The organism is Thermosulfuriphilus sp., from assembly GCF_054026695.1.
The window spans coordinates 55,573-74,912 of the sequence record NZ_JBPMLP010000008.1; the positions used below are offsets into that span (position 1 = coordinate 55,573).

The 19,340-nt window shown below is 51.9% G+C and carries 18 protein-coding genes and 1 tRNA gene; 10 read left to right on the top strand and 9 right to left on the bottom strand.

What is annotated here, in order from left to right:
- A complete protein-coding gene (locus ACXJJX_RS01570; protein ID WP_456431224.1) occupies window positions 1-1,008 on the bottom strand; it encodes a two-component system sensor histidine kinase NtrB in 1,008 nt (335 codons plus the stop codon).
- A 72-nt stretch (window positions 1,009-1,080) separates the two neighbouring features.
- On the opposite strand from ACXJJX_RS01570, the gene ACXJJX_RS01575 reads away from it, so the two are divergent.
- The 7 genes from ACXJJX_RS01575 to ahbC all read left to right on the top strand — a co-directional run bounded on the left by ACXJJX_RS01575 (window position 1,081) and on the right by ahbC (window position 6,304).
- On the top strand, window positions 1,081-1,431 hold the full coding sequence (locus ACXJJX_RS01575) for a hypothetical protein (RefSeq protein ID WP_456431226.1): 351 nt from the start codon (window positions 1,081-1,083) through the stop codon (window positions 1,429-1,431).
- Window positions 1,418-2,101 carry an HAD family hydrolase gene (locus tag ACXJJX_RS01580; protein WP_456431228.1) on the top strand — a complete coding sequence of 228 codons (684 nt, stop codon included), beginning with the start codon at window positions 1,418-1,420 and terminating at the stop codon, window positions 2,099-2,101. The genes ACXJJX_RS01575 and ACXJJX_RS01580 overlap by 14 nt, the downstream gene beginning before the upstream one ends.
- Window positions 2,102-2,190: 89 nt before the next feature.
- A tRNA-Gln gene (locus ACXJJX_RS01585) sits at window positions 2,191-2,265 on the top strand.
- Between the two features lie 33 nt (window positions 2,266-2,298).
- Complete coding sequence (locus ACXJJX_RS01590) at window positions 2,299-2,922, top strand: ANTAR domain-containing response regulator (protein WP_456431230.1); 624 nt, start codon at window positions 2,299-2,301, stop codon at window positions 2,920-2,922.
- A 129-nt stretch (window positions 2,923-3,051) separates the two neighbouring features.
- A complete protein-coding gene (locus ACXJJX_RS01595) occupies window positions 3,052-4,716 on the top strand; it encodes an AAA family ATPase (RefSeq protein ID WP_456431232.1) in 1,665 nt (554 codons plus the stop codon).
- A complete protein-coding gene (locus tag ACXJJX_RS01600; RefSeq protein ID WP_456431234.1) occupies window positions 4,713-5,093 on the top strand; it encodes a response regulator in 381 nt (126 codons plus the stop codon). Before ACXJJX_RS01595 ends, ACXJJX_RS01600 begins: the two co-directional genes overlap by 4 nt.
- Entirely contained in the window at window positions 5,090-6,304 is a 1,215-nt protein-coding gene (gene ahbC, locus ACXJJX_RS01605) for a 12,18-didecarboxysiroheme deacetylase (RefSeq protein ID WP_456431236.1), read from the top strand. Before ACXJJX_RS01600 ends, ahbC begins: the two co-directional genes overlap by 4 nt.
- A 36-nt stretch (window positions 6,305-6,340) precedes the next feature.
- On the opposite strand, the gene ACXJJX_RS01610 is transcribed toward ahbC, so the two are convergent.
- Window positions 6,341-7,363, bottom strand: a complete 1,023-nt coding sequence (locus ACXJJX_RS01610; protein WP_456431238.1) for an aspartate-semialdehyde dehydrogenase — start codon at window positions 7,361-7,363, stop codon at window positions 6,341-6,343.
- Window positions 7,364-7,376: 13 nt separating this feature from the next.
- Window positions 7,377-8,453 (bottom strand): 3-isopropylmalate dehydrogenase, encoded by a 1,077-nt coding sequence (locus tag ACXJJX_RS01615; protein WP_456431240.1) that lies wholly within the window; start codon window positions 8,451-8,453, stop codon window positions 7,377-7,379.
- Between the two features lie 238 nt (window positions 8,454-8,691).
- Between ACXJJX_RS01615 and ACXJJX_RS01620 the strand changes: the two genes are divergently transcribed.
- Together ACXJJX_RS01620 and ACXJJX_RS01625 are read left to right on the top strand one after the other, a co-directional pair.
- Window positions 8,692-9,423, top strand: coding sequence for a Tll0287-like domain-containing protein (locus ACXJJX_RS01620; RefSeq protein WP_456431242.1), 732 nt, complete (start codon window positions 8,692-8,694; stop codon window positions 9,421-9,423).
- 19 nt (window positions 9,424-9,442) lie between these two features.
- Window positions 9,443-11,266, top strand: a complete 1,824-nt coding sequence (locus ACXJJX_RS01625) for a methyl-accepting chemotaxis protein (RefSeq protein WP_456431244.1) — start codon at window positions 9,443-9,445, stop codon at window positions 11,264-11,266.
- Between the two features lie 45 nt (window positions 11,267-11,311).
- On the opposite strand, the gene rnc is transcribed toward ACXJJX_RS01625, so the two are convergent.
- The gene (gene rnc / locus ACXJJX_RS01630; RefSeq protein WP_456431246.1) at window positions 11,312-12,016 is read right to left on the bottom strand and encodes a ribonuclease III; all 705 of its coding nucleotides are present in this window, start codon (window positions 12,014-12,016) and stop codon (window positions 11,312-11,314) included.
- 42 nt (window positions 12,017-12,058) lie between these two features.
- Entirely contained in the window at window positions 12,059-14,035 is a 1,977-nt protein-coding gene (locus tag ACXJJX_RS01635) for a methyl-accepting chemotaxis protein (protein WP_456431248.1), read from the bottom strand.
- A 173-nt stretch (window positions 14,036-14,208) separates the two neighbouring features.
- Here ACXJJX_RS01635 and ACXJJX_RS01640 point away from each other — a divergent pair, with 173 nt between their 5' ends.
- Complete coding sequence (locus ACXJJX_RS01640; protein WP_456431250.1) at window positions 14,209-15,114, top strand: DnaJ C-terminal domain-containing protein; 906 nt, start codon at window positions 14,209-14,211, stop codon at window positions 15,112-15,114.
- On the opposite strand, the gene ACXJJX_RS01645 is transcribed toward ACXJJX_RS01640, so the two are convergent.
- The 4 genes from ACXJJX_RS01645 to ACXJJX_RS01660 form a co-directional block, all read right to left on the bottom strand.
- Window positions 15,097-16,314, bottom strand: a complete 1,218-nt coding sequence (locus ACXJJX_RS01645) for an MFS transporter (RefSeq protein ID WP_456431252.1) — start codon at window positions 16,312-16,314, stop codon at window positions 15,097-15,099. The genes ACXJJX_RS01640 and ACXJJX_RS01645 overlap by 18 nt on opposite strands.
- A 49-nt stretch (window positions 16,315-16,363) precedes the next feature.
- Window positions 16,364-17,434, bottom strand: coding sequence for a heme b synthase (gene ahbD / locus ACXJJX_RS01650; RefSeq protein ID WP_456431254.1), 1,071 nt, complete (start codon window positions 17,432-17,434; stop codon window positions 16,364-16,366).
- An 8-nt stretch (window positions 17,435-17,442) separates the two neighbouring features.
- Window positions 17,443-18,420, bottom strand: coding sequence for a porphobilinogen synthase (gene hemB, locus ACXJJX_RS01655; RefSeq protein WP_456431256.1), 978 nt, complete (start codon window positions 18,418-18,420; stop codon window positions 17,443-17,445).
- A gap of 62 nt (window positions 18,421-18,482) precedes the next feature.
- Window positions 18,483-19,184 carry a tetratricopeptide repeat protein gene (locus ACXJJX_RS01660; protein ID WP_456431258.1) on the bottom strand — a complete coding sequence of 234 codons (702 nt, stop codon included), beginning with the start codon at window positions 19,182-19,184 and terminating at the stop codon, window positions 18,483-18,485.
- Window positions 19,185-19,340 lie beyond the last annotated feature (156 nt).

Here is a 19,340-nt window from a genome sequence, read left to right on the forward strand (position 1 = left end):
TTATCTGGCCAAACTCCTAAGCGGGAGATAGACCCGAAAGGTCGTCCCCTGACCAGGGGCTGTCTCAACCTCTATTCGACCTCTGTGCCCTTTGACGATACCGTGGCTAATGGAAAGCCCGAGCCCTGTTCCCTTACCACCCTTTTTGGTAGTGAAAAAGGGGTCAAAGATCCGGGAGAGTATTTCTTCGGGAATACCGCAACCTGTATCCGAGACCGAAAATTCCACCTCCGAGCGAGCTTCATGGAAGTCTGTCCGCAGATAGAGCTCCCCTGGGCCCCCTTCCATGGCCTCCCCAGCATTGATAATGAGATTGAGAACTAGCTGTTCCAGTTGACTCCGATTGGCCAAAATTGAAGGCAGAGCCGGATAAAACTCCTTGATAACCTTTATCTCCCGAAAAAGACGGTGATCTTCAATAAGAGAAAACATCTCCTGGATGATCTGATTGAGGTTGACCAGAGTCTCTTCCCGGGACTCCGGCCGGCCAAAGTTAAGAAGCCCTTTGGCAATGATCCGGCAACGGGTAGCCAGCTTGATGATTTTATCCACATTTACTAAAAGAGGGCTTTCGGGACCCAGGTCTTCCTTAAGAAGCTTACTATAAAGGAGGATGCCTCCCAGGGGATTGTTTATCTCGTGGGCAATCTCTCCGGCTAACTTTCCCATGGCCGCTAGACGTTCGTTCTGAATAAGCTTCTCTTCACAGGAGAGCCGATAGCTAATGTCCCGGACGACCACCTGTTGGATGAAACAATCCGGCCCCAGGCAAGGTAAAATAACCACCTCGGCTTCAAAGGTAGAACCATCAAGCCTCATGGCCGGGATCTCAAAGATGCCATAGCCCTGGGAACTAAAAGGGAAAAGACGGACCCAGGAGACGTCCATCTCGCCAGAGAGACGAAAGAGATCCCGGAAGGCCTGGTTAGCGTAGACCATGATCCATTTCTCAAACAGGGCCACTGCCTCGGGAATCTGCCCATAGAGGGCTTCAAAATCTTTTCTCAATCTTGATCCCTCCCTGCGATGGGCATTTTAAAGTGGTTTACAGGGGCATCAAGGGGGGGTATCCAGGTAAAAATGGCCCTCAAGAGCAGAAAAGACCTACTGGAAAAAGACATAAAGACCTTGATAAGAGAGGCCCTTCAAGAAAGGAAACCAGAGAAAGCCCTTCGCAACAAGATAAAGCGCTGGCTCAAAAAAAAGACCCGAGGGCTACCACCAGGTTTTATCTTTAAGGTCTCTGCCTATAAAAGAGGCCCCTATTTTACGGTTACTATAGAGGTTCCGGCCTGGGCTGAAGCCAATCCCATAAGGGCCCATCAATTAGACCTCCTGGTGGCCGAGCTTGAGAGTGAAGGAATAAGGACCAACGTCTTTTATCAGGAAGACCTTACAGAAAGGGATTTTCTAAACCATGAAGCGCCCTGAAGTCCTCACCTTCGATTGTTATGGGACCCTTATAGACTGGGAGAGGGGTATCCTTGAGGCCCTTCGACCATTTTTGCAGGCAGGAAGTCCCTCTGAGGAAGAAATTCTTGCCCTTTATGCCCGGATAGAGGCCGAAGAAGAACGCCGCTTCCGACCCTACAAAGAGATTCTCCGCTCCGTGGCCCGCCGGATAGCCCAAGAGCTGGGGTTTTCCCCCGAAGAGGAATTCGACGAAATATTTATCGCCTCCCTTCCCCACTGGCCTCCTTTTTCCGATATTCCTTTGCTTAAGGAGTTCAAGGCCGAAGGTTTCCGGCTGGCCATAATCTCCAATACCGATGAGGACCTCTTAGCGGCCTCGGTAGCCAAGATGGGAATCCATTTTGATTGGCTAATCACCGCCGAAGAGGCCAAATGCTACAAACCCGGACGGGATATCTTCCTCATGGCAATGGATAAAATTGGTCTCCCTCAAAATCTCCTTCTCCATGTGGCTCAGAGCCACTATCACGATCTGCTTCCGGCTAAAGACCTAGGGATAAAAACGGTCTGGCTCAACAGACGGGCTGGCCGGAGTCCTTACGGAGCCACCCCTCCAGCCCAAGGAGAGCCAGATTTCATCTGCCGGAATCTATATGAACTCTCTGATCTCCTTAAAAATCACTGTTGAGAAAAAACTACTTAGTAGAGGACCGTATTTATACCCCTTCTTGACGTCTTCTGGGCCTCTGGTTAAAATTGGAACCGTTCTGTTACTGCTGGGGGATCGTCTAATCGGCAGGACGGCAGACTCTGGATCTGCTAGTCGGGGTTCGAATCCCTGTCCCCCAGCCATCAATTGAAGAAGTTTTCCAGAGAGGCTTCCTCTTGTTTGACCCACCTATCCCTCCAAAAATAAAAATCCTTCTTGCTGATGATGAAGAAGTCATTACCTCTGCCTTTACAAGCCTTCTAAGGGATGCTGGTTACGAAGTGGTAGGTGTGGCCCGCAACGGCCTTGAGGCTGTTGAATTGGCCCGAAGGCTTGAGCCAGACATTATCGTTATGGATATCATCATGCCAGAGATAGACGGCATAGAGGCGGCTCGCAGGATCAATCAGGAGAGATTTACTCCCATTGTCTTGGTAACGGCCTTTGCCGATCAAGAACTCATCCGGCGGGCCAAGGAGGCCCGGGTCCTGGGTTATCTCCTTAAGCCAGTGGTCATTGATGATTTGGTCCCAGCCGTAGAGCTGGCCCACGAGATTGCCTGTCGACTGAGGGAGCTTACCGGAGAGGTGGAAAACCTCTCTGAAGAGCTGGCCACCAGAAAACTTGTCGAACGGGCCAAAGGGCTCCTTATGGACAAGTTAGGGCTAAAGGAGGCCCAGGCCATGAAGCTTCTCCAAAAAGAGAGTCGACGACGGCGCATGAAGATCGGCGATCTGGCTAAGACCATCATCGAGGCCAAAGATCTCCTGGAGAGGGCCAAAACCTCTCAGCTGCCTTGAAATGCCCCCCTCAACCAAGTAAGATGGCCTAAAGATGTCATGGATGGAGAATTTTCTGGCAAACCTCCTAGGTCGGAGGATCTAGAAGAGGAAATCCGTGATCACCTATCCCGAAAATACGGAGATAAAGTGAGACTTGCATCCCACGTAGTTTTCCCCCGGGCCGGTGGCGGTCGGGAGACTGGAGATCGGTATCCCGGCAAGGATTTGATCAACTTTGACCTCAAGCCAGAGGAGCTGGCCGCCTATCTTGACGAACACATCATTCGTCAAGACGAAGCCAAAGCCATCTTGGCCACCAAGATTTGCACCCATTTCAACCGCATCAAATACATGCTCCGGGAGCGCCGGCGGCCCAATCTTATTGGTAACATCAAGAACAATATCATCATGATCGGCCCTACTGGGGTGGGAAAGACCTTTATGGTTAAACTTATTGCCAATAAGATCGGGGTCCCTTTTGTCAAGGGGGATGCCACCAAGTTTAGCGAAACCGGTTATGTTGGCGGCGATATCGAAGATCTTATCCGCGATCTTGTCCAGGAGGCCGACGGAGATCTTGAAAAAGCCCAGTTTGGAATCGTCTATCTGGATGAAATAGACAAGATTGCCGCCAGTCAGGGACTCATTGGCCCCGATGTCTCCCGTACTGGTGTCCAACGGGCCCTTCTGAAACCCATGGAAGAGACTGAGGTAGATCTCCGGGTCCCCCATGATCCTATTAGCCAGATCGAGGCTATTGAACACTACCGGCGGACCGGCAAACGTCAAAAGCGAACCATTAACACCCGCCATATTCTTTTTATTGTCAGCGGAGCCTTTAATGGCTTAGCGGATATTATCAAGCGACGTATGCGGCGCCAGGGAATCGGTTTCGGGGCTGACCTGGATACTAAAGATCAGGAAGACAACTGGCTCCGCCACGTCCGGGCGGAAGATCTTATTGAGTATGGATTTGAAAGTGAGTTTATCGGCCGGCTCCCAGTAATCGCTGTCTTTGACGAACTCAAAGAAGAGGATCTCTACGAGATCCTTCGCAATCCAAACAGCACTGTAGTGGTAAACAAAAAACAGGATTTTAAGGCCTACGGAATTGAACTTGTCTTTGAGGACGAGGCCTTAAAGGTTCTCGCTCGGCAGGCCGCAGCGGAGAAGACAGGAGCCCGGGCCTTGGTAAGGGTGGTGGAAAGGGCCCTTTTGCCTTTTGAAAAAACCTTGCCCACTAGTGATATCCGGCGGCTGGTGGTCACCCCGGAGTTGGTAGAGGATCCAAAGGGTTGGCTCGCTTACGTGCTGAACGATCCGGACTCTCCAGACCTTGCCGCCCGATTTGAACGAGCACTTGAGGAGGAGCTCTCGAGACTTAAGGCCTTCCTCAAGGACAAAAAGGCCGCCTTTTTTGAAGGTCTTGGACTTTCCCTTTCGGAGGATCGATTGGAGTTGATCACCCTTCTTTCTCGCCAGGAAGACCTGGACATCAACACCGCAACCGAAGAATTTGTCCTTCTCCTCAAGCAGATTCGCAACTTTGAACGCTCTTTTAAGAGGCGCTCGGGGCTAGAAGTTGTCTTCTCTGATGAGGCCGCCAACGAGATTGTCCGTCGGGGCCTTACCGAGGGCCAGAGCACTTACGCCCTCTGTGACCGCCTGCTTAACATCCTGGAGTATGGGCTGAGGCTTATCCAGGAACGGACTGGCCGGGATTCCTTTGTTATCATGGAAGAGGCCGTTCACAATCCGGAGCTTTACATCAACCGTCTGATCAGAGAGGCTTTTCGTCCTATTCAGACATGACCAAGGTACTTATTGCCACCGAGGCCGATTGGGCCCGGGCTAGACTTAGAGACGTCTTGGAAGAGTTGGGCTGCGAGGTGATAGAAGCTGGAGACGGCCAGGATGCTCTGGATTTAGCTGTAGCCAAAAAACCTGCCCTGGTAGTAGTCTCCCAGCGCCTGCCTCTTATAGATGGCCTTTCGGTAGCGGTCCTCTTAAAAGGAGGAGCGGAAACCAAGAATATCCCTGTTTTGGCCATCTGTGACCTTGATCTCAAGACGAGAAACCAAGCTCGGGCAGCAGGATGTGACCAATGCTTGGCCCTTTCCCTTGACCGGGCTGATCTTTTGGCTCAATTAAGAAAATTCCTTATTTCTGTAGAGCGGAGGCCTAAATGATTGGCATTTCCAAGCTTTACTGTGGGACGGTAGAACCATCTGATGCCTTGCGCTACGGCCGTAAGGCCAAAAAACTTCCCTCCCATCTCCTTCAGTTCTCCGAAGACAAAAAGCCGGTAGTGGTCTGGAACGTGACTAGACGTTGTAACCTGCGCTGTATCCACTGTTATGCCCAGGCTAGCGAAACTGGAGCCCCCAATGAGCTCTCCACCGAAGAAGGTAAACGTCTTCTCGACGATCTGGCCCAGTTTGGTTGCCCGGTGGTTCTCTTCTCTGGGGGAGAACCCCTTATGCGGGAAGATATCTTTGAGCTCATCGAATATGCTGTGGGCAAAGGTATGCGGGCCGTGCTTTCCACTAACGGCGTACTCATAGATAAGAAGGTGGCCGCGAGGTTAAAAGACTTTGGTCTTTCTTATGTAGGAATAAGTCTGGATGGCATGCGGGAGGTTCATGATCGTTTCCGGGGCATCAAAGGGGCCTTTGAGGCAGCGATCCAAGCCGTCCGCAACTGTAAGGAGGCGGGGATCAAGGTCGGTCTGCGTTTTACCATTAACCGCCTTAATGCCAAGGAGATCCCGGCTATCTTTGATCTTGTAGAAGAGGAAGGAATCCCCCGGATCTGTTTCTATCATCTGGTTTACGCCGGCCGAGGGAGTCGACTGATCGAAGAAGACCTCTCTCATGAGGAGACCCGCCAAGTAGTGGACTATATCATAGATCGGACCAAAGAGCTCCATGACAAGGGACACAAGGTAGAAGTTCTCACGGTAGACAATCACGCCGATGGTCCTTATGTGTATCTTCGCATGCTTCGAGAAGGTCATCCTCGGGCCTCAGAGGTCTTAGAGCTCCTTAAGATGAATGAAGGTAATAACTCTGGCCGAGGCATTGGTTGTGTCTCCTGGGATGGAGAAGTCCATGCAGATCAGTTCTGGCGTCATTATTCTTTTGGCAATGTAAGAAAGCGCCCCTTCTCTGAAATCTGGACAGATCTCTCCAATCCCCTTATGGCCAAACTCAAAAATAAAAAACTTTACGTTAAGGGACGTTGTGCCAAGTGTCGCTGGCTTGATATCTGTGGAGGGAACTTCCGCGTCCGGGCCGAGGCCGTAACCGGTGATCTTTGGGCCCCAGACCCTGCCTGCTATCTCACCGATGAAGAAATCGGCCTAGACGAAAAAACAGTGAGAGAGGCCACTGCCAATTAGAAAAAGCCTCAAGGGGGAGGGCCCTCCCCCTTGAGGCTAAAGGTACTCCTGGGCCAAGATCTCGGCTATTTGAACAGCGTTAGTTGCCGCCCCTTTACGAAGATTGTCAGCTACAACCCAGAGATTTAGCCCCGCCGGGATAGACTCATCCTCCCGAATGCGCCCAACAAAGACTTCATCGCGCCCTTCGGCCTCAATGGCCAGGGGATAAGTCTTGTGGGCCGGATCATCCACGACCACGACCCCAGGGGCCTGAAGAAGAATCTCGCGGGCCTCCTGAGCGGACAGCTTCTTTTTCAACTCCAGATTAACAGCCTCAGAATGTCCATAGAAGACCGGAATTCGGACAGTAGTTGCGGTCACGGCGATGGAATCATCGCCCATGATCTTTTTGGTCTCCTGGACCATCTTCATCTCTTCTTTGGTGTACCCGTTGTCCAGAAAAACGTCGATGTGGGGCAAAGCGTTGAAAGCGATTTGATGGGCAAAAACCTCAGCCGAAGGCAAGGGCCCTCCTTCACACCAAGCCCTAATCTGGGCCTTGAGTTCTTCGATGGCCTTCTGACCAGCTCCGGAGACGGCCTGATAGGTGGCCACCACGATCCGTTTAATGCCCGCGGCCTCATGAATGGGTTTAAGGGGAACGACCATTTGAATGGTCGAACAATTGGGGTTAGCAATAATGCCCTTATTTTTGTAGCCGGCTATGTCCTGAGGATTGACTTCGGGGACAACCAGAGGGACCTCAGGATCCATACGCCAGGCGCTGGAGTTATCCACCACTACCGCTCCAGCCTCGGCCGCCAAAGGAGCAAACTCTAGACTCCGGCTGGCCCCGGCCGAAAAAAGAGCAATGTCGATCCCGGAAAAAGAATCCTTATCCAGGACTTCCACCGGAATTTTTTCCCCCCGAAAACCGAGACGCTTGCCTCGAGAACGTTCAGAGGCTAGGAGACGAAGGTCTTTTAAGGGAAAATTCCGCTCCTCAAGGACCTGGAGCATCATCCGCCCCACAGCGCCTGTAGCTCCAACAACGGCAACGCTGAACTCTTTGGCCATGGCCTTCCTCCCCCTAAAGTTCTGCACCCTCGGCGGTATAACTAGCGACTAGATCACCGACCTCTTCCGTACTGTAGCCCATCTTACCTGCAGATAAGCTCTTTAGGTGATCCCGGCAGACCTTAATTACTGCTTGTTCTATGGCCTGGGCCGCTTCTTCTTCTCCCAGATGCTCAAGCAGCATCATTCCGGCACAGATAGCTGCCAGCGGATTAATAACATTTTTCCCGGTATATTTCGGCGCCGATCCCCCAATGGGCTCAAACATGGAGACTCCTTCAGGATTGATGTTGCCGCCGGCAGCAATCCCCATCCCGCCCTGGATCATGGCTCCAAGATCGGTAATGATGTCACCGAACATATTATCCGTAACAATGACGTCGAACCATTCCGGATTTTTGACAAACCACATGCAGGTGGCATCAACATGGGCATAGCTGGTCTTGATGTCTGGGTAATCTTTAGCCACCTCATAAAAGGTCCGTTCCCAGAGATTCCAGGCAAAGGTGAGGACATTCGTCTTGCCGACCAGGGTGAGCTCCTTTTTCTTGTTGCGTTTGCGGCAGAGTTCAAAGGCGTAGCGGATGCAACGCTCCACCCCAAAACGAGTATTAATGGATTCCTGGACGGCCACCTCGTGGGGGGTCCCGCGGCGCAAGAATCCGCCTCCACCTGCATAAAGGCCTTCAGTATTTTCCCGCACGACGACAAAGTCTATCTCCTCGGGGCCTTTGTCTTTGATCGGAGTCCAGACCCCTGGGTAAAGCTTCACCGGTCGGAGATTGATGTATTGATCAAGCTCAAAACGGATACGCAGAAGGATGTCTTTCTCCAGGATCCCCGGGGGGACATCCGGATGCCCAATAGCTCCTAGATAGATAGCATCGTGTTTCTTGAGTTCTTCAATCCCCCCCTCGGGAATCGTCTCCCCGGTCTTAAGGTAGCGCTCTCCTCCCCAATCAAAATAATTGAGGGAAAGGGAAAAACCAAATCTCCCAGCAGCAGCCTCCAAGACCTTGACCCCTTCTCGGATCACCTCCGGGCCGGTTCCATCGCCAGGAATAACAGCAATCTGATAAATTTTGCCCATCCTAAGGCCTCCTTCGTTTTAGATCTCGGCTTCAAAGACCTTCCTTAAATAGCCCAGAAAGAAAAATTATTAAAGACCCCCAGAAGAAGATTCCGCCCCCGCAAAAGAATAAAGAAAAATCTTAATGATTTTCTTTATCGAAAAATAGTCCTCTCAAGTCACAAATCCCGATTTAATAGAAATGTTTATCTAGCCGAAACTTGGAAAATGAAAACTTCAAGGATTAAAGGAGGTTAGGATGAAGAGTCTCTGGAATCTAATATTGGTGGTCCTTTTGGTCTCCGGCCTCTCTGGTAAGGCTTGGTCTTCAGTCTGTGATTCTATCCCCAAGGAAAAGGCTGAGCAGATCGCCCGCTACATCGCTGACGTCATTGTGGCCGGCAGAGGGATTGTGGCCCAACATCAAGAAATCATCAATGATCCTAAGCGGGCAGACAAGGGCTTTAGCCCCGAGTATGTTGAAGGGCTCCTACGCCAAAAGTTCAAAGAGATGACCGGGCAGGAGATCTCCGATCTCGATCCCGAGGCCCGGGCCGTGGTGGAAGAGGTCATCAAGGCTGCCAAGATGAGTGTCCAGATGAATCAGAAACGGATCAATCAGCCCGGCAAAGGCTTCAAAGGCTATATTCCGGCCGTCTTCGGTAGAGAGACCGGTCAGATCCTTAAAGGTCGTTGCAACATCATCATAAAACAAACTACCTTCAGGTATCGAAATGCCTATAATCAACCTGATCCCTTTGAGAAGAAGATACTCAAAAAATTTGAAGCTCCAGACTGGCCCCAAGGCAAGGGTTATGGGGAGTTCATCAATGGCCGGTATCGTTATCTTCGGCCAATCTACATTAAGAAGGCTTGTCTTAAATGTCACGGAGAGCCCGCAGGTAGTAGAGACATCGCTGGCCGCATAAAAGAAGGCTACAAAGAAGGTGATCTCCGAGGAGCGATAAGTGTCAGTTTCCCAGTCAGATAATAATAGCAGGAGAGAAAAAATGAGTTACACGAATCTTTCTCTGCGCTACAAACTTATTCTGCCAATAATAGGGCTTTTACTAACGACTAATGTCTTAGTCTGTTTCTGGCTATATAAAATTGTCCGGCAAAGAGGACTACAAGAAATAAGAGAGGAATTATCCCGCCAAGAAGCCAAGCTTCAGACAGAGAGTCATCAAATTCTAGCCTTAGGCGAGTTAATCGTTCAAAATCTAGCCAGCAATACCGATCTTCAGTTCAGTGTAGCATTAAAAGATACCAGATTACTGAAAAAACTTGCTCAACCTCTCCTCCAAAGTCTCAAAAAGCAAAAGATACTTAAGGCAGAAATTGTCTTTCTAGATGCTCAAGGGAAACAAATCTACAGTACATCACCGGCTTACAGAACACTCTCTCTGGAGGAAAAGATTAAAAAGGCTATAAAAAAACACCAGCGAATAAAAGGCTTCGGCGTCATTGGAGAGCGTCTACTGTTAGAAGTAGTCCATCCTATAGAATACAATGGTGAATGGGCTGGAGGACTAGTTCTTTTAATCTCTCCTGAGAGTCTTTTTGAAAAGCTCAAAGGAGACAACTCTCAGCTTGATTTTGCCTGGGTAATCAAGCAAAGGGGACGTCTCGTTCTCGGAGGGCAGACCCAAGCAGGCTACCTCCAGGAGCTGGTTTCCCAGATCTCTGATTTAAGGGCCCAGAGCCTTCGTTTGGGGACCAAGGCCATTAGTCTAGTGCCCATAAGCAATCAGGCAGCCCTTGTTTTAGCCTATGATGAAGCCTCCAAACTGGCCGCTCTGAAGAGGACTATCCTGGAGCTTTCAGGGGTTATGTTGACGGCCTCTCTGATCACCCTTCTTACCCTGAGCTTCATTGCTTGGCGTCTCTCCCAAAATATCATCTATCTTGTTGAAGAAATGGCTCAAGGCGCCCAGCAACTCGATCTCTCTCGCACCCTTAACTTCCAGAGCAATGATGAACTCGGCCGTCTCAGTAAGGCCTTTAATCGTTTTCTGGAGAAGATTCGCCATCTTCTGGCTGAAAACCTGAAAAACGCACAGGGTCTCCAGGAGACCTCTTCCGAGCTGACCCGGGCCGCTGATCATCTGGCCGAGGGAGTCCGTCTGCTGAACCAGCAGACCGGGGCTCTGTCTAAGACCAGTGGCTCCTTAGCGGAACAGACCCTAGAGGTAAAGCAGATGATTGAGGAGATGAAGCAAGCCATTGTGGAGATCTCTACCCATACCTCCCAGGCAGCTCAAGTCTCTCAAGCGGCCCAAGAACGGGTTACCAAGGTCCACCAGATAATCAGGGAATTGGAGACCGGCTCAGAAGAAATTGGTGAGATCCTCAAATTTATTGGAGGCATTGCCGAGCAGACCAATCTTTTGGCGCTGAATGCCACCATTGAGGCGGCCCGAGCCGGTGAGGCCGGCAAGGGCTTTGCCGTGGTGGCCGGTGAGGTCAAAGAGCTGGCTAAACAGACCGGTCAGGCCACAGAAAACATCGCCCAAAAAATAAACCGGATTCGAGAGGCCATCGAAAAAGTGATCGGGTCCGTAGAGGAGACCGCCTCAGTTATTGGCCAGATAAACGACACCTCTAACACCATTGCTGCGGCCGTCGAAGAGCAGACGGCCACTGTTGCCGGAATAAACGAAAGTATAGTCCAGGTTTCAGACTCCGCTCAGGAACTCTCTTCTGCCATACCAGTTTTTAATGAGGCCGTAACCCTGGTTTCAGAGAGTATGGACAAGGTCCAGGGAAACAGCCGTAAGCTTTTAGCTGCCTCTCAAAAGATTCAAGAGTGGATAGCCCAGTTCCGTCTTTGACTTAAAAAGCCCCCGAATCGGGGGCTTTTTTTTAACTTTCTTGAACTAGGAAGGATTTTTTAGACGCTGAAGGGCCCTTTTGGCTGCCTCTTGCTCGGCCTCTTTTTTGCTACGTCCTCTGCCTCGGGCCAGTGGTCTTCCTTTGAGTTTAACCGCCACGGTAAAAACCTTAGCGTGATCCGGTCCCCGAGATCCCTCAAGCTCATAAACTGGAGTGGCTCTCTCCAGGGCCTGGGTGAGCTCCTGAAGAAGACTCTTGTAGTCGGCTCGTAATCCTAAACGGGCGGCCTGACCAACCAGCTGAGAGAACAACCTCCGGACAAAGGAATAGGCAACCTCGTATCCCCCGTCTAAAAATATAGCTCCAACCACAGCCTCAAAGGCCCCGGCCAGGATGGACGGCTTCTTCCGGCCCCCGGTTAATTCCTCTCCCCGACCGATCAGGAGACAGTCTCCCAGGCCGAGCTTCTCTGCTACCCGGGCTAGACGCTCCTCATTGACCAGATAGGCCCTCATCCGAGACAGATCTCCCTCTCGGTAACGGTCGCCATAGCGGGCCACCAGTAGCTGGCTAATAATTAGATCAAGGACAGCATCCCCTAAAAACTCGAGGATCTCATTGTCTCGGTAAGGAAGACCTTCTGGACGATCTCCCTGATAAGAACGATGAATCAGGGCAGCGAGCAAGAGGGCTGGATCACGAAAACGATAGGTAAGCTTTTCCTCCAGACAGGCTACCTGCTTGAACACAGAGACCTTAAAGCAGAAATCAAGCAGGCCTGTCAATCCAAATCATGGGCCTTCTTTAGAGGCCATGAGCCGGATAAGCCCCTGAAGATAGGTCATGATCTCGCTGAAGAGGGGATTGATGTGATCCTTTAGGTACTGAAGGACCTCTTCGGTCTTTCGGCCCTCTTTGATGGCCCTCTCTATGGCTTCTACTGAAAGATGAAGCTTCTGATGAATGGGGATAAGGGCGGATATGAGTTCCTTTTCAGCCCCTGAGGGGACAAAGGTCTTCAGCCATTGGCCGAGGCCACATCTTTCAGGATCTCGCTCCACATCCGGAACCTGCCTCTTTAAGACCGCAGCCAGCACCTTTTCTCGCCACTGAAAGTGCTGAAGCATTATGGCCTTGAGTTTAACCAGATCATCGACTTCCTGGCCTGCTCTGGTCAAGGTCTCGGGATCCACCTCATATTGATCCGCAAGGACCCGAATCTCTGAGACCATCTCGGCAATGACGTCTTTGGAGATAGCAACAATCCGGGCCTGGGAGGCAAAATCCTGGGCCTGATAGGCCAAATCCTTCAAGACTCGCTCGACCTCTTTCATCTTCCGAGCACAGGCATTGACATTTTTGTCAATATCGGAGACGACTACAGTCTGTTCCTCGGCAGCACTGGCCACACTGGCGGCAAGATCATTGACCTCCGCAATAGCCTCGGCAATACGAGCCACAAAGTCCACTGCTTGGCCGGTATGGAGCTGGATGTCACTAATCATCTGAGTGATCTCTTCGGTAGCCTGGGCTGTCTGCCGGGCCAGTTCCTTGACCTCACCGGCCACCACGGCAAAGCCCTTGCCGGCCTCACCGGCTCGGGCCGCCTCAATGGTGGCATTCAGCGCCAAAAGATTGGTCTGCTCGGCAATAGTATTGATAACTTTAATAATATCGTTAATTCTCTCGGAGCTTTGCCCCAGCCGATCGATCAGTTCTTTGGCTTGTCGGGCTGCTTGGGCTGTTTCTTCGGCCTTGTGGGCCGTCTGGGCAATATGGCGGGCGATCTCCTCAGTAGCCGTGGCCATCTCTGTTGAGGCCGAAGCCACCGTGTTTAGATTCTCTGCGGCAGCTCCAGCAGAGCTAACGACTTGACGGGAGATCTCTCTGAGGCGATCAGCCCCCTGGGAGACCGTCTCTCCGGCTGTCTGGATGACCTCGGAGGCAGCCTCAAAGGAGTTGGCCTGGACTTTAAGGGTCATAATGGCCTGGCCCAGGCTATAGATCATGCTGTTTATGGCCTTTGAGAGCCGACCCAACCCATCCCGCCTGGCTTCAAGGAGAAATTCTCGAAGATCTCCCCGAGCCCCCTTAAGGGCCACCCTTTCCCCATCCTTAAGACTGGCCGAGAAACTACGATTAATACCCAGAGCTACTAAACAGGCAAAAACGAAGAAGACTCCCAATAAAGCGGCCAACAATATTCTCGGCCTTACCATGGCCCCACCAGCCGCCAGCGCCCCTAAGAGCTCCTCTTTTTCCTGATTGATAAATGGGACCAGGATAATCTGAAGTTCTTCAGCGGATTGGTCAAAAAGGGCCATCAAGTCGTTGCCCCGCTCAGGCCCTCTTTCAATATAGAGTCGGGCCATCTGCCGGCCGAGCTCATAGTACTGACTGGCCTTGGTCCGGAGAAGAGATACCCTCTTAAGACAGGATTCCTTGGCCTTCTGACGACAGAAGGCCTCAATCAGCGATAGGCGCTTGAGCAAATCCTGATAATACCTCTCTGCCTCTTCCAGGCCTTCATCCAGACCATCCTGTCCCCTGGTGGCCGAGACGTCTGTCAACCACTGTTGAATCTGAATAATATCCTTTTCCAGAGCCAAAAGATGTTCCCAAAACTTGAAATCCCTGGCCGTAGCCCTTTCCTTGAGGGCAAGCTTACTGTAGCCGTGGGTGACCCAAAAAATGATGGCCAGGGAAAATATAATGAGAACAAACATCCCACCCACCCTGGCCGAAGATCCCAAGCACCTAAATCTCATAGATCCTCCTTAGGTTTGATACTAAGTAATTACACAAAACTCGTATCGGTAATTTCCCATAATTCAGCAAATAAGAAAGGCCCTTGGGGGCTTTCAAAAAATGGGGCAGTTCAAAGAATCAAGTTTTTTTGCTAAGTTAGTGGACAATTTGAGGGTAAGGACATTCCAGCATTATGCAAAAAGATCCGTATCGTCTTCTCGGGCTTTCTCGCAACGCCACCTTAAGCGACCTTCGACAGGCCTTCCGGCGTCTGGTACGCCGTTATCATCCAGATGTGAATCCGGATCCCCGGGCCCTTAAGGAATTTCAGGCCATCCTGGAAGCCTATCAATACCTAAAGGAACATCTCCGGGAGCCGCCTCCCGGAGCTGGAGCCATTACTGTCCATTTCTTAGAGATCTCTTTTAGAGAGGCTGTTCTTGGAGCCAGTAAAGAGATTCTCATCCTCGGAAGCGAGGTCACCTGCTCGACCTGTGAGGGCACGGGAGAGGATCCCGGAGGACGGCAACTTTCCTGCCCTGAATGCCAAGGCCAGGGAGTCATCAAACATCAATGGCGGGAGGAGGAAATCGGCATTGTCTGCGCCACGTGCCGGGGAAGAGGATTTATTATTGAGAGCCCCTGCCCTCAGTGCCAGGGGCAGGGGCGGTTCCGCCCTAGACAGGCGGTAAATATCGCCATTCCCCCAGGCACAGAAGACGGCACCATAATTGACAAAACCCTGGAGAACGGGGAGCGTCTCCAGGTGGAGATTTCCGTCCGGCCAGATCCGGTCTTCAGCCGACGAGGTCTTGATATCATTGCCCGGGTGAGGATCCCCCTATGGCAGGCCCTCCTTGGGGGGCGGCTGACCATCCCGACCCTGACCGGCCAGCGGGAAATAGAGCTTCCTCCACCACCAGAGCTGAGTAGACCTCTTAAGTTCCCTGGTGAGGGGATCATGGCCTCCAAGAAGCGTGGGGACTTTTTAGTATTCTTTGAGATCCTTCTACCAGAGAGGCCCTCTGATGAGGCTCGAGACCTTATAGAACGATTGGCCCAGATACTACCAGTAAAAGACTCAAAGAGTCATCCTTAACCTTTGGGCCGGATAGGCGATGGCGATGGCCGCCAGAAAAACCCCCAGACTTAAAGCCTGTTGGGGGTCAAACCTTTCAGCCAGCCAGCCGAAAAAAAGGCTTCCTAGGGGGAAAAGCCCCAGAAAAGACATCGAGAAAAGGCCCATAACCCGACCTCTGAGCTCTGAAGGAGAGCTAGTCTGGAGGAGGCTGATGGCACTGTTAAAGGTAAAAACCATATTGATCCCAGATAGATAGAGCAGGCCTACAGAGAGATAAAAATGGCGTGACCAGGCAAAGGCCAGCAAGGAAATCAGAAGCAGAAAGGCACTCCTTATAATCCATCGCCTGCGGTCGATTAAAGCAGCCACTGTGGCCAGGAAGATGGCCCCGGTAAAGGCTCCGGCCCCGTTGGCGGCCATGAGAAAACCATAGCCCCTGGCTCCAACCCCGAGGATGTCCCGCCCGAAGACCGGTAGCAGAACGGCATATGGCAAAAGACAGATGCTAAAGGTAGCTACCAGCAGAAGCACGCTCCGGATCAAAGGATGGCCGACGACAAAGGAGAGAGCCTCGCGGAGATCTCCAAAGAGACCTCGGCTGTCTTTGCGAATCTTTCCCTCCAAAGGGATAAAGAACAAAGCCAGGACCACTGCCAGAAAGCCCAGGGCATTAAGATAAAAACAGGGCCAAGCCCCCCAACGGGCCATGAGAAGCCCCGCCAGGGCCGGCCCTAAAAAGCGAGCCAGGTTGAAGGCCGAAGAATGAAGGGCCACGGCATTGGTGATATCTTCGGGCTCTACTAGCTCATAAAGATAGGCCTGGCGAACTGGGAGCTCCAAGGCATTTACCAGCCCTAAAAAGGCCGCCAGAGACAGGATATGCCAAGCCGTCACCCAGCCCATCTGGGTAATAAAACCTAAGGTCAGGGCCTGGAGGCCACCCAAACCTTTGGCCAGAAGCAAGAGCCTCCTTTTGGGAAGGCGATCGGCCAACCAGCCCGCCAGAAAGGAGAAAAAAAAGACGGGCAAAGAGCCCACAGCCCCCAGGAGCCCAAGTATGGCCGGCGAATTTGTAAGCTCGAGCACCAGCCAGCGCTGGGCTGTAGTCTGCATCCAGATGCCGATCAGGCAGGCGGCTTGGCCCAAAAAGAAAAGCCGAAAATAGGGATGCCGCAGGGAGGCAAAGGTTCCCAGAAAGATGGCCTCATAAGTACCCATAGGGCCTTTAGAGTATCTTTGACCAGAGGAAAATTCCAGACTCTAAGGTCTAGGCAGACCGAGGGGATTTCTTAGGCTGGTAGAGACATAGAGGCTCTTCGGCCAGATAGTCTCCGGTCATCTCGTAAGCCCGGGCCCGACATCCCCCGCAGACCCGGATGTATTCACAGCGGCCACACTTACCTTTGTAGGCCTTAAAGTTGCGGAGATTCAGGAAAATTTCGGAGGTACGCCAGATCTCAGGAAAAGGCTTCTCCCGCAGATTTCCACAATCAAGTTCTAGATAACCACAGGGTTGGACCTGGCCACGATGAGAGATGAAACAAAAACCAATACCCCCCAGACAACCGCGGGTTACAGCATCCAGACCGTGGGTCTCAGGGGTAACCTCCAGGCCTTCCTCCCGGGCCCTTTCTCTCAGGATACGATAATAGTGGGGGGCACAGGTAGCCTTGATGTGAAGGGGAGCGGACTTAGACTGCTCATAAAACCAGTTAAGGGTCTCTTCATACTTGGCTGCGGAAAGGGCCTGATGGGCCAGCTCCTTGCCCCGGCCCGTGGGCACCAGAAGAAAGATGTGATGGGCTACGGCCCCTAAAGAAACGGCCAACTCAAAGACTTTAGGGATTTCCTCAAGGTTTATTTCGGTAATAGTAGTGTTTATCTGGAAGGCAATGCCAGCCTCTTTGAGAATCCGGATTCCCCTTAAGGCCCCCTCAAAGGCCCCGGGCATCTTCCGAAAGGAATCATGGGCCTCTGGGCTGGCTCCGTCAAGGCTAATGGAGACCCTCTGGATGCCCGAAGCTTTCATCTTTTGGGCCACCTCTTCGGTGATGAGGGTCCCGTTGGGGGCCATAACCATGCGAAGGCCAAGCTCTGTACCATAACTGGCCAACTCAAAAATATCCGGGCGCAAAAGGGGTTCGCCACCGGTCAAGATGATCACCGGCTGGCCCAGTTCCCGAATCTCTCGTAACACCCGGAGACACTCCTCTGTAGAGAGCTCTCCCTCATAAGGACCGCGAGTAGCCGCTGCCCGACAATGAACACAGTTGAGATTACAGTTGCGGGTGACCTCCCAGGCCACCAGACGGGGAATGAATTCGTGGGGTCTTTTCATCGGTTTAATCACTCTCCCTTGAGGACTCTGGCGGCATCTTTGGCAAAATAGGTAAGGATTAAAACAGCCCCGGCCCGCCGGATGGAAAGAAGAGATTCCATCATTACCGCCTCCTCAGAAAGCCACCCCTTTTGAGCCGCTGCCTTGATCATGGCGTATTCCCCGGAGACCTGATAAGCGGCCAGGGGATGAGTAAACTCCTCGCTCAGGCGGCGGATGATGTCCAAATAAGGCATGGCTGGCTTGACCATAAGGATATCGGCCCCCTCTTCAACATCCAAAGCTGCCTCCCGAATGGCCTCATTGGAATTGCCCGGATCCATTTGATAGCTTTTGCGATCGCCAAACTGAGGGGCACATTCGGCAGCCTCCCGAAAGGGTCCGTAGAAACTTGAGGCATATTTGACGGCATAAGACATAATGGAGACCATGGAAAAACCGGCCTCATCCAGGGCCTCTCGGATACGCCCTACCCGACCATCCATCATATCAGAGGGAGCGACCATGTCAGCCCCGGCCCGGGCATGAGAGACCGCCACCCGGGCTAAAACTTCAAGAGTGGCGTCATTGTCAATGGTTTGTCCCTTAAGGAGTCCACAGTGACCATGACTGGTGTATTCACAGAGACAAACGTCGGTGATAACTGCCAGCTCTGGAACGGCCTTTTTGATGGCGCCAATGGCCTTCTGCACCACCCCCTTTTTGCTCCAGGCCTCAGAACCCGTTGGGTCTTTTTTCTCCGGAAGACCAAAAAGGATCACCGCCGGGATCCCCAGCCTAGCTACCTCTTCGGCCTCCTTGACTACCTCATCGACCGAAAGCTGAAAGACCCCTGGCATGGAGGCCACTGGGTTGCGGACCTTTTTGCCTGGACAGACAAAAAGAGGATAAATAAGATTTCTCACCGAAAGATCCGTCTCCCGGACCATGGAGCGCAGGATCTCATTGCGGCGGAGACGACGAGGACGATACTCAGGAAAAATCATCTCAAAACCCCCTTAAAGAGGATCTAAAAGAGAAAAATAAACGAGAAAAGGGACAAAGTCATCTATTTCTTCAAGGCTTGGCGGGCCACGACATTCTGGGGGTCAAGTAGAAGGACCCTCCGGAAGATCTTCCGGGCCTCTTCTTTTTTGCCCTGCCATGTAAGGGCCCGTCCCAATTCAACCAGGAAGTCAAGGCTCGTCGGATAAAACTTTAACATTTTCCGGACCACTTTTTCGGCCAGGGAGGCTTTATTTTGAAGGCGCAAGGCCACGGCCAGCCGAAGATTAGCGTAGTAGTTGTAGAGATCCTGACTAACGATTTGATTCATCAGGCGCTCAACCCTGCCCCAGTTACCCCGGGCCATAAGGGGAAGGGAGAGGCCCAAAGCGGCCTCTATTGAAGAGGGCCGAATCTCCATAGCCCGCTGATAATACTCTATGGAGTCAGCATATTGACCAGAGAGATAATAGAGCCAGCCCAGGCGCAAATTAAGAAGATAGCTCCGGGGCTTTTCTTGATAAAGGGGCAAAAGGGCCTTGATGGCCTCCTTATAGGCCCCCATCTTCTCGTAGCGATATGATTCCTCAAAGACCTGAAAGTTACTGCGATCTCCCCAGGCTGAGGCCTGCTTGATGGCCTCCTTATAGGCCCCCATCTTCTCACGATATGATCCCTTAAAGACCTGAAAGTTGCTGCGATCAGCCCAAGTCGAGGCCTGAAGGCAAAGAAAGAGTGCCAACAACCACCAAACAGTTCTCCTCAAGCAATCCATCCTCAACCTCCCCAAAAAAAATTTCGGGCCCAGAGGCCTCTGGTGCCGCGGGCCCTAAAGCATCTAGAAGCTTCCACCAAGACTTATAGTGACGATGGTCTGGGAGGCCTTATCTCCATAGCCTACATGCTCCAGCCACTGTTGATT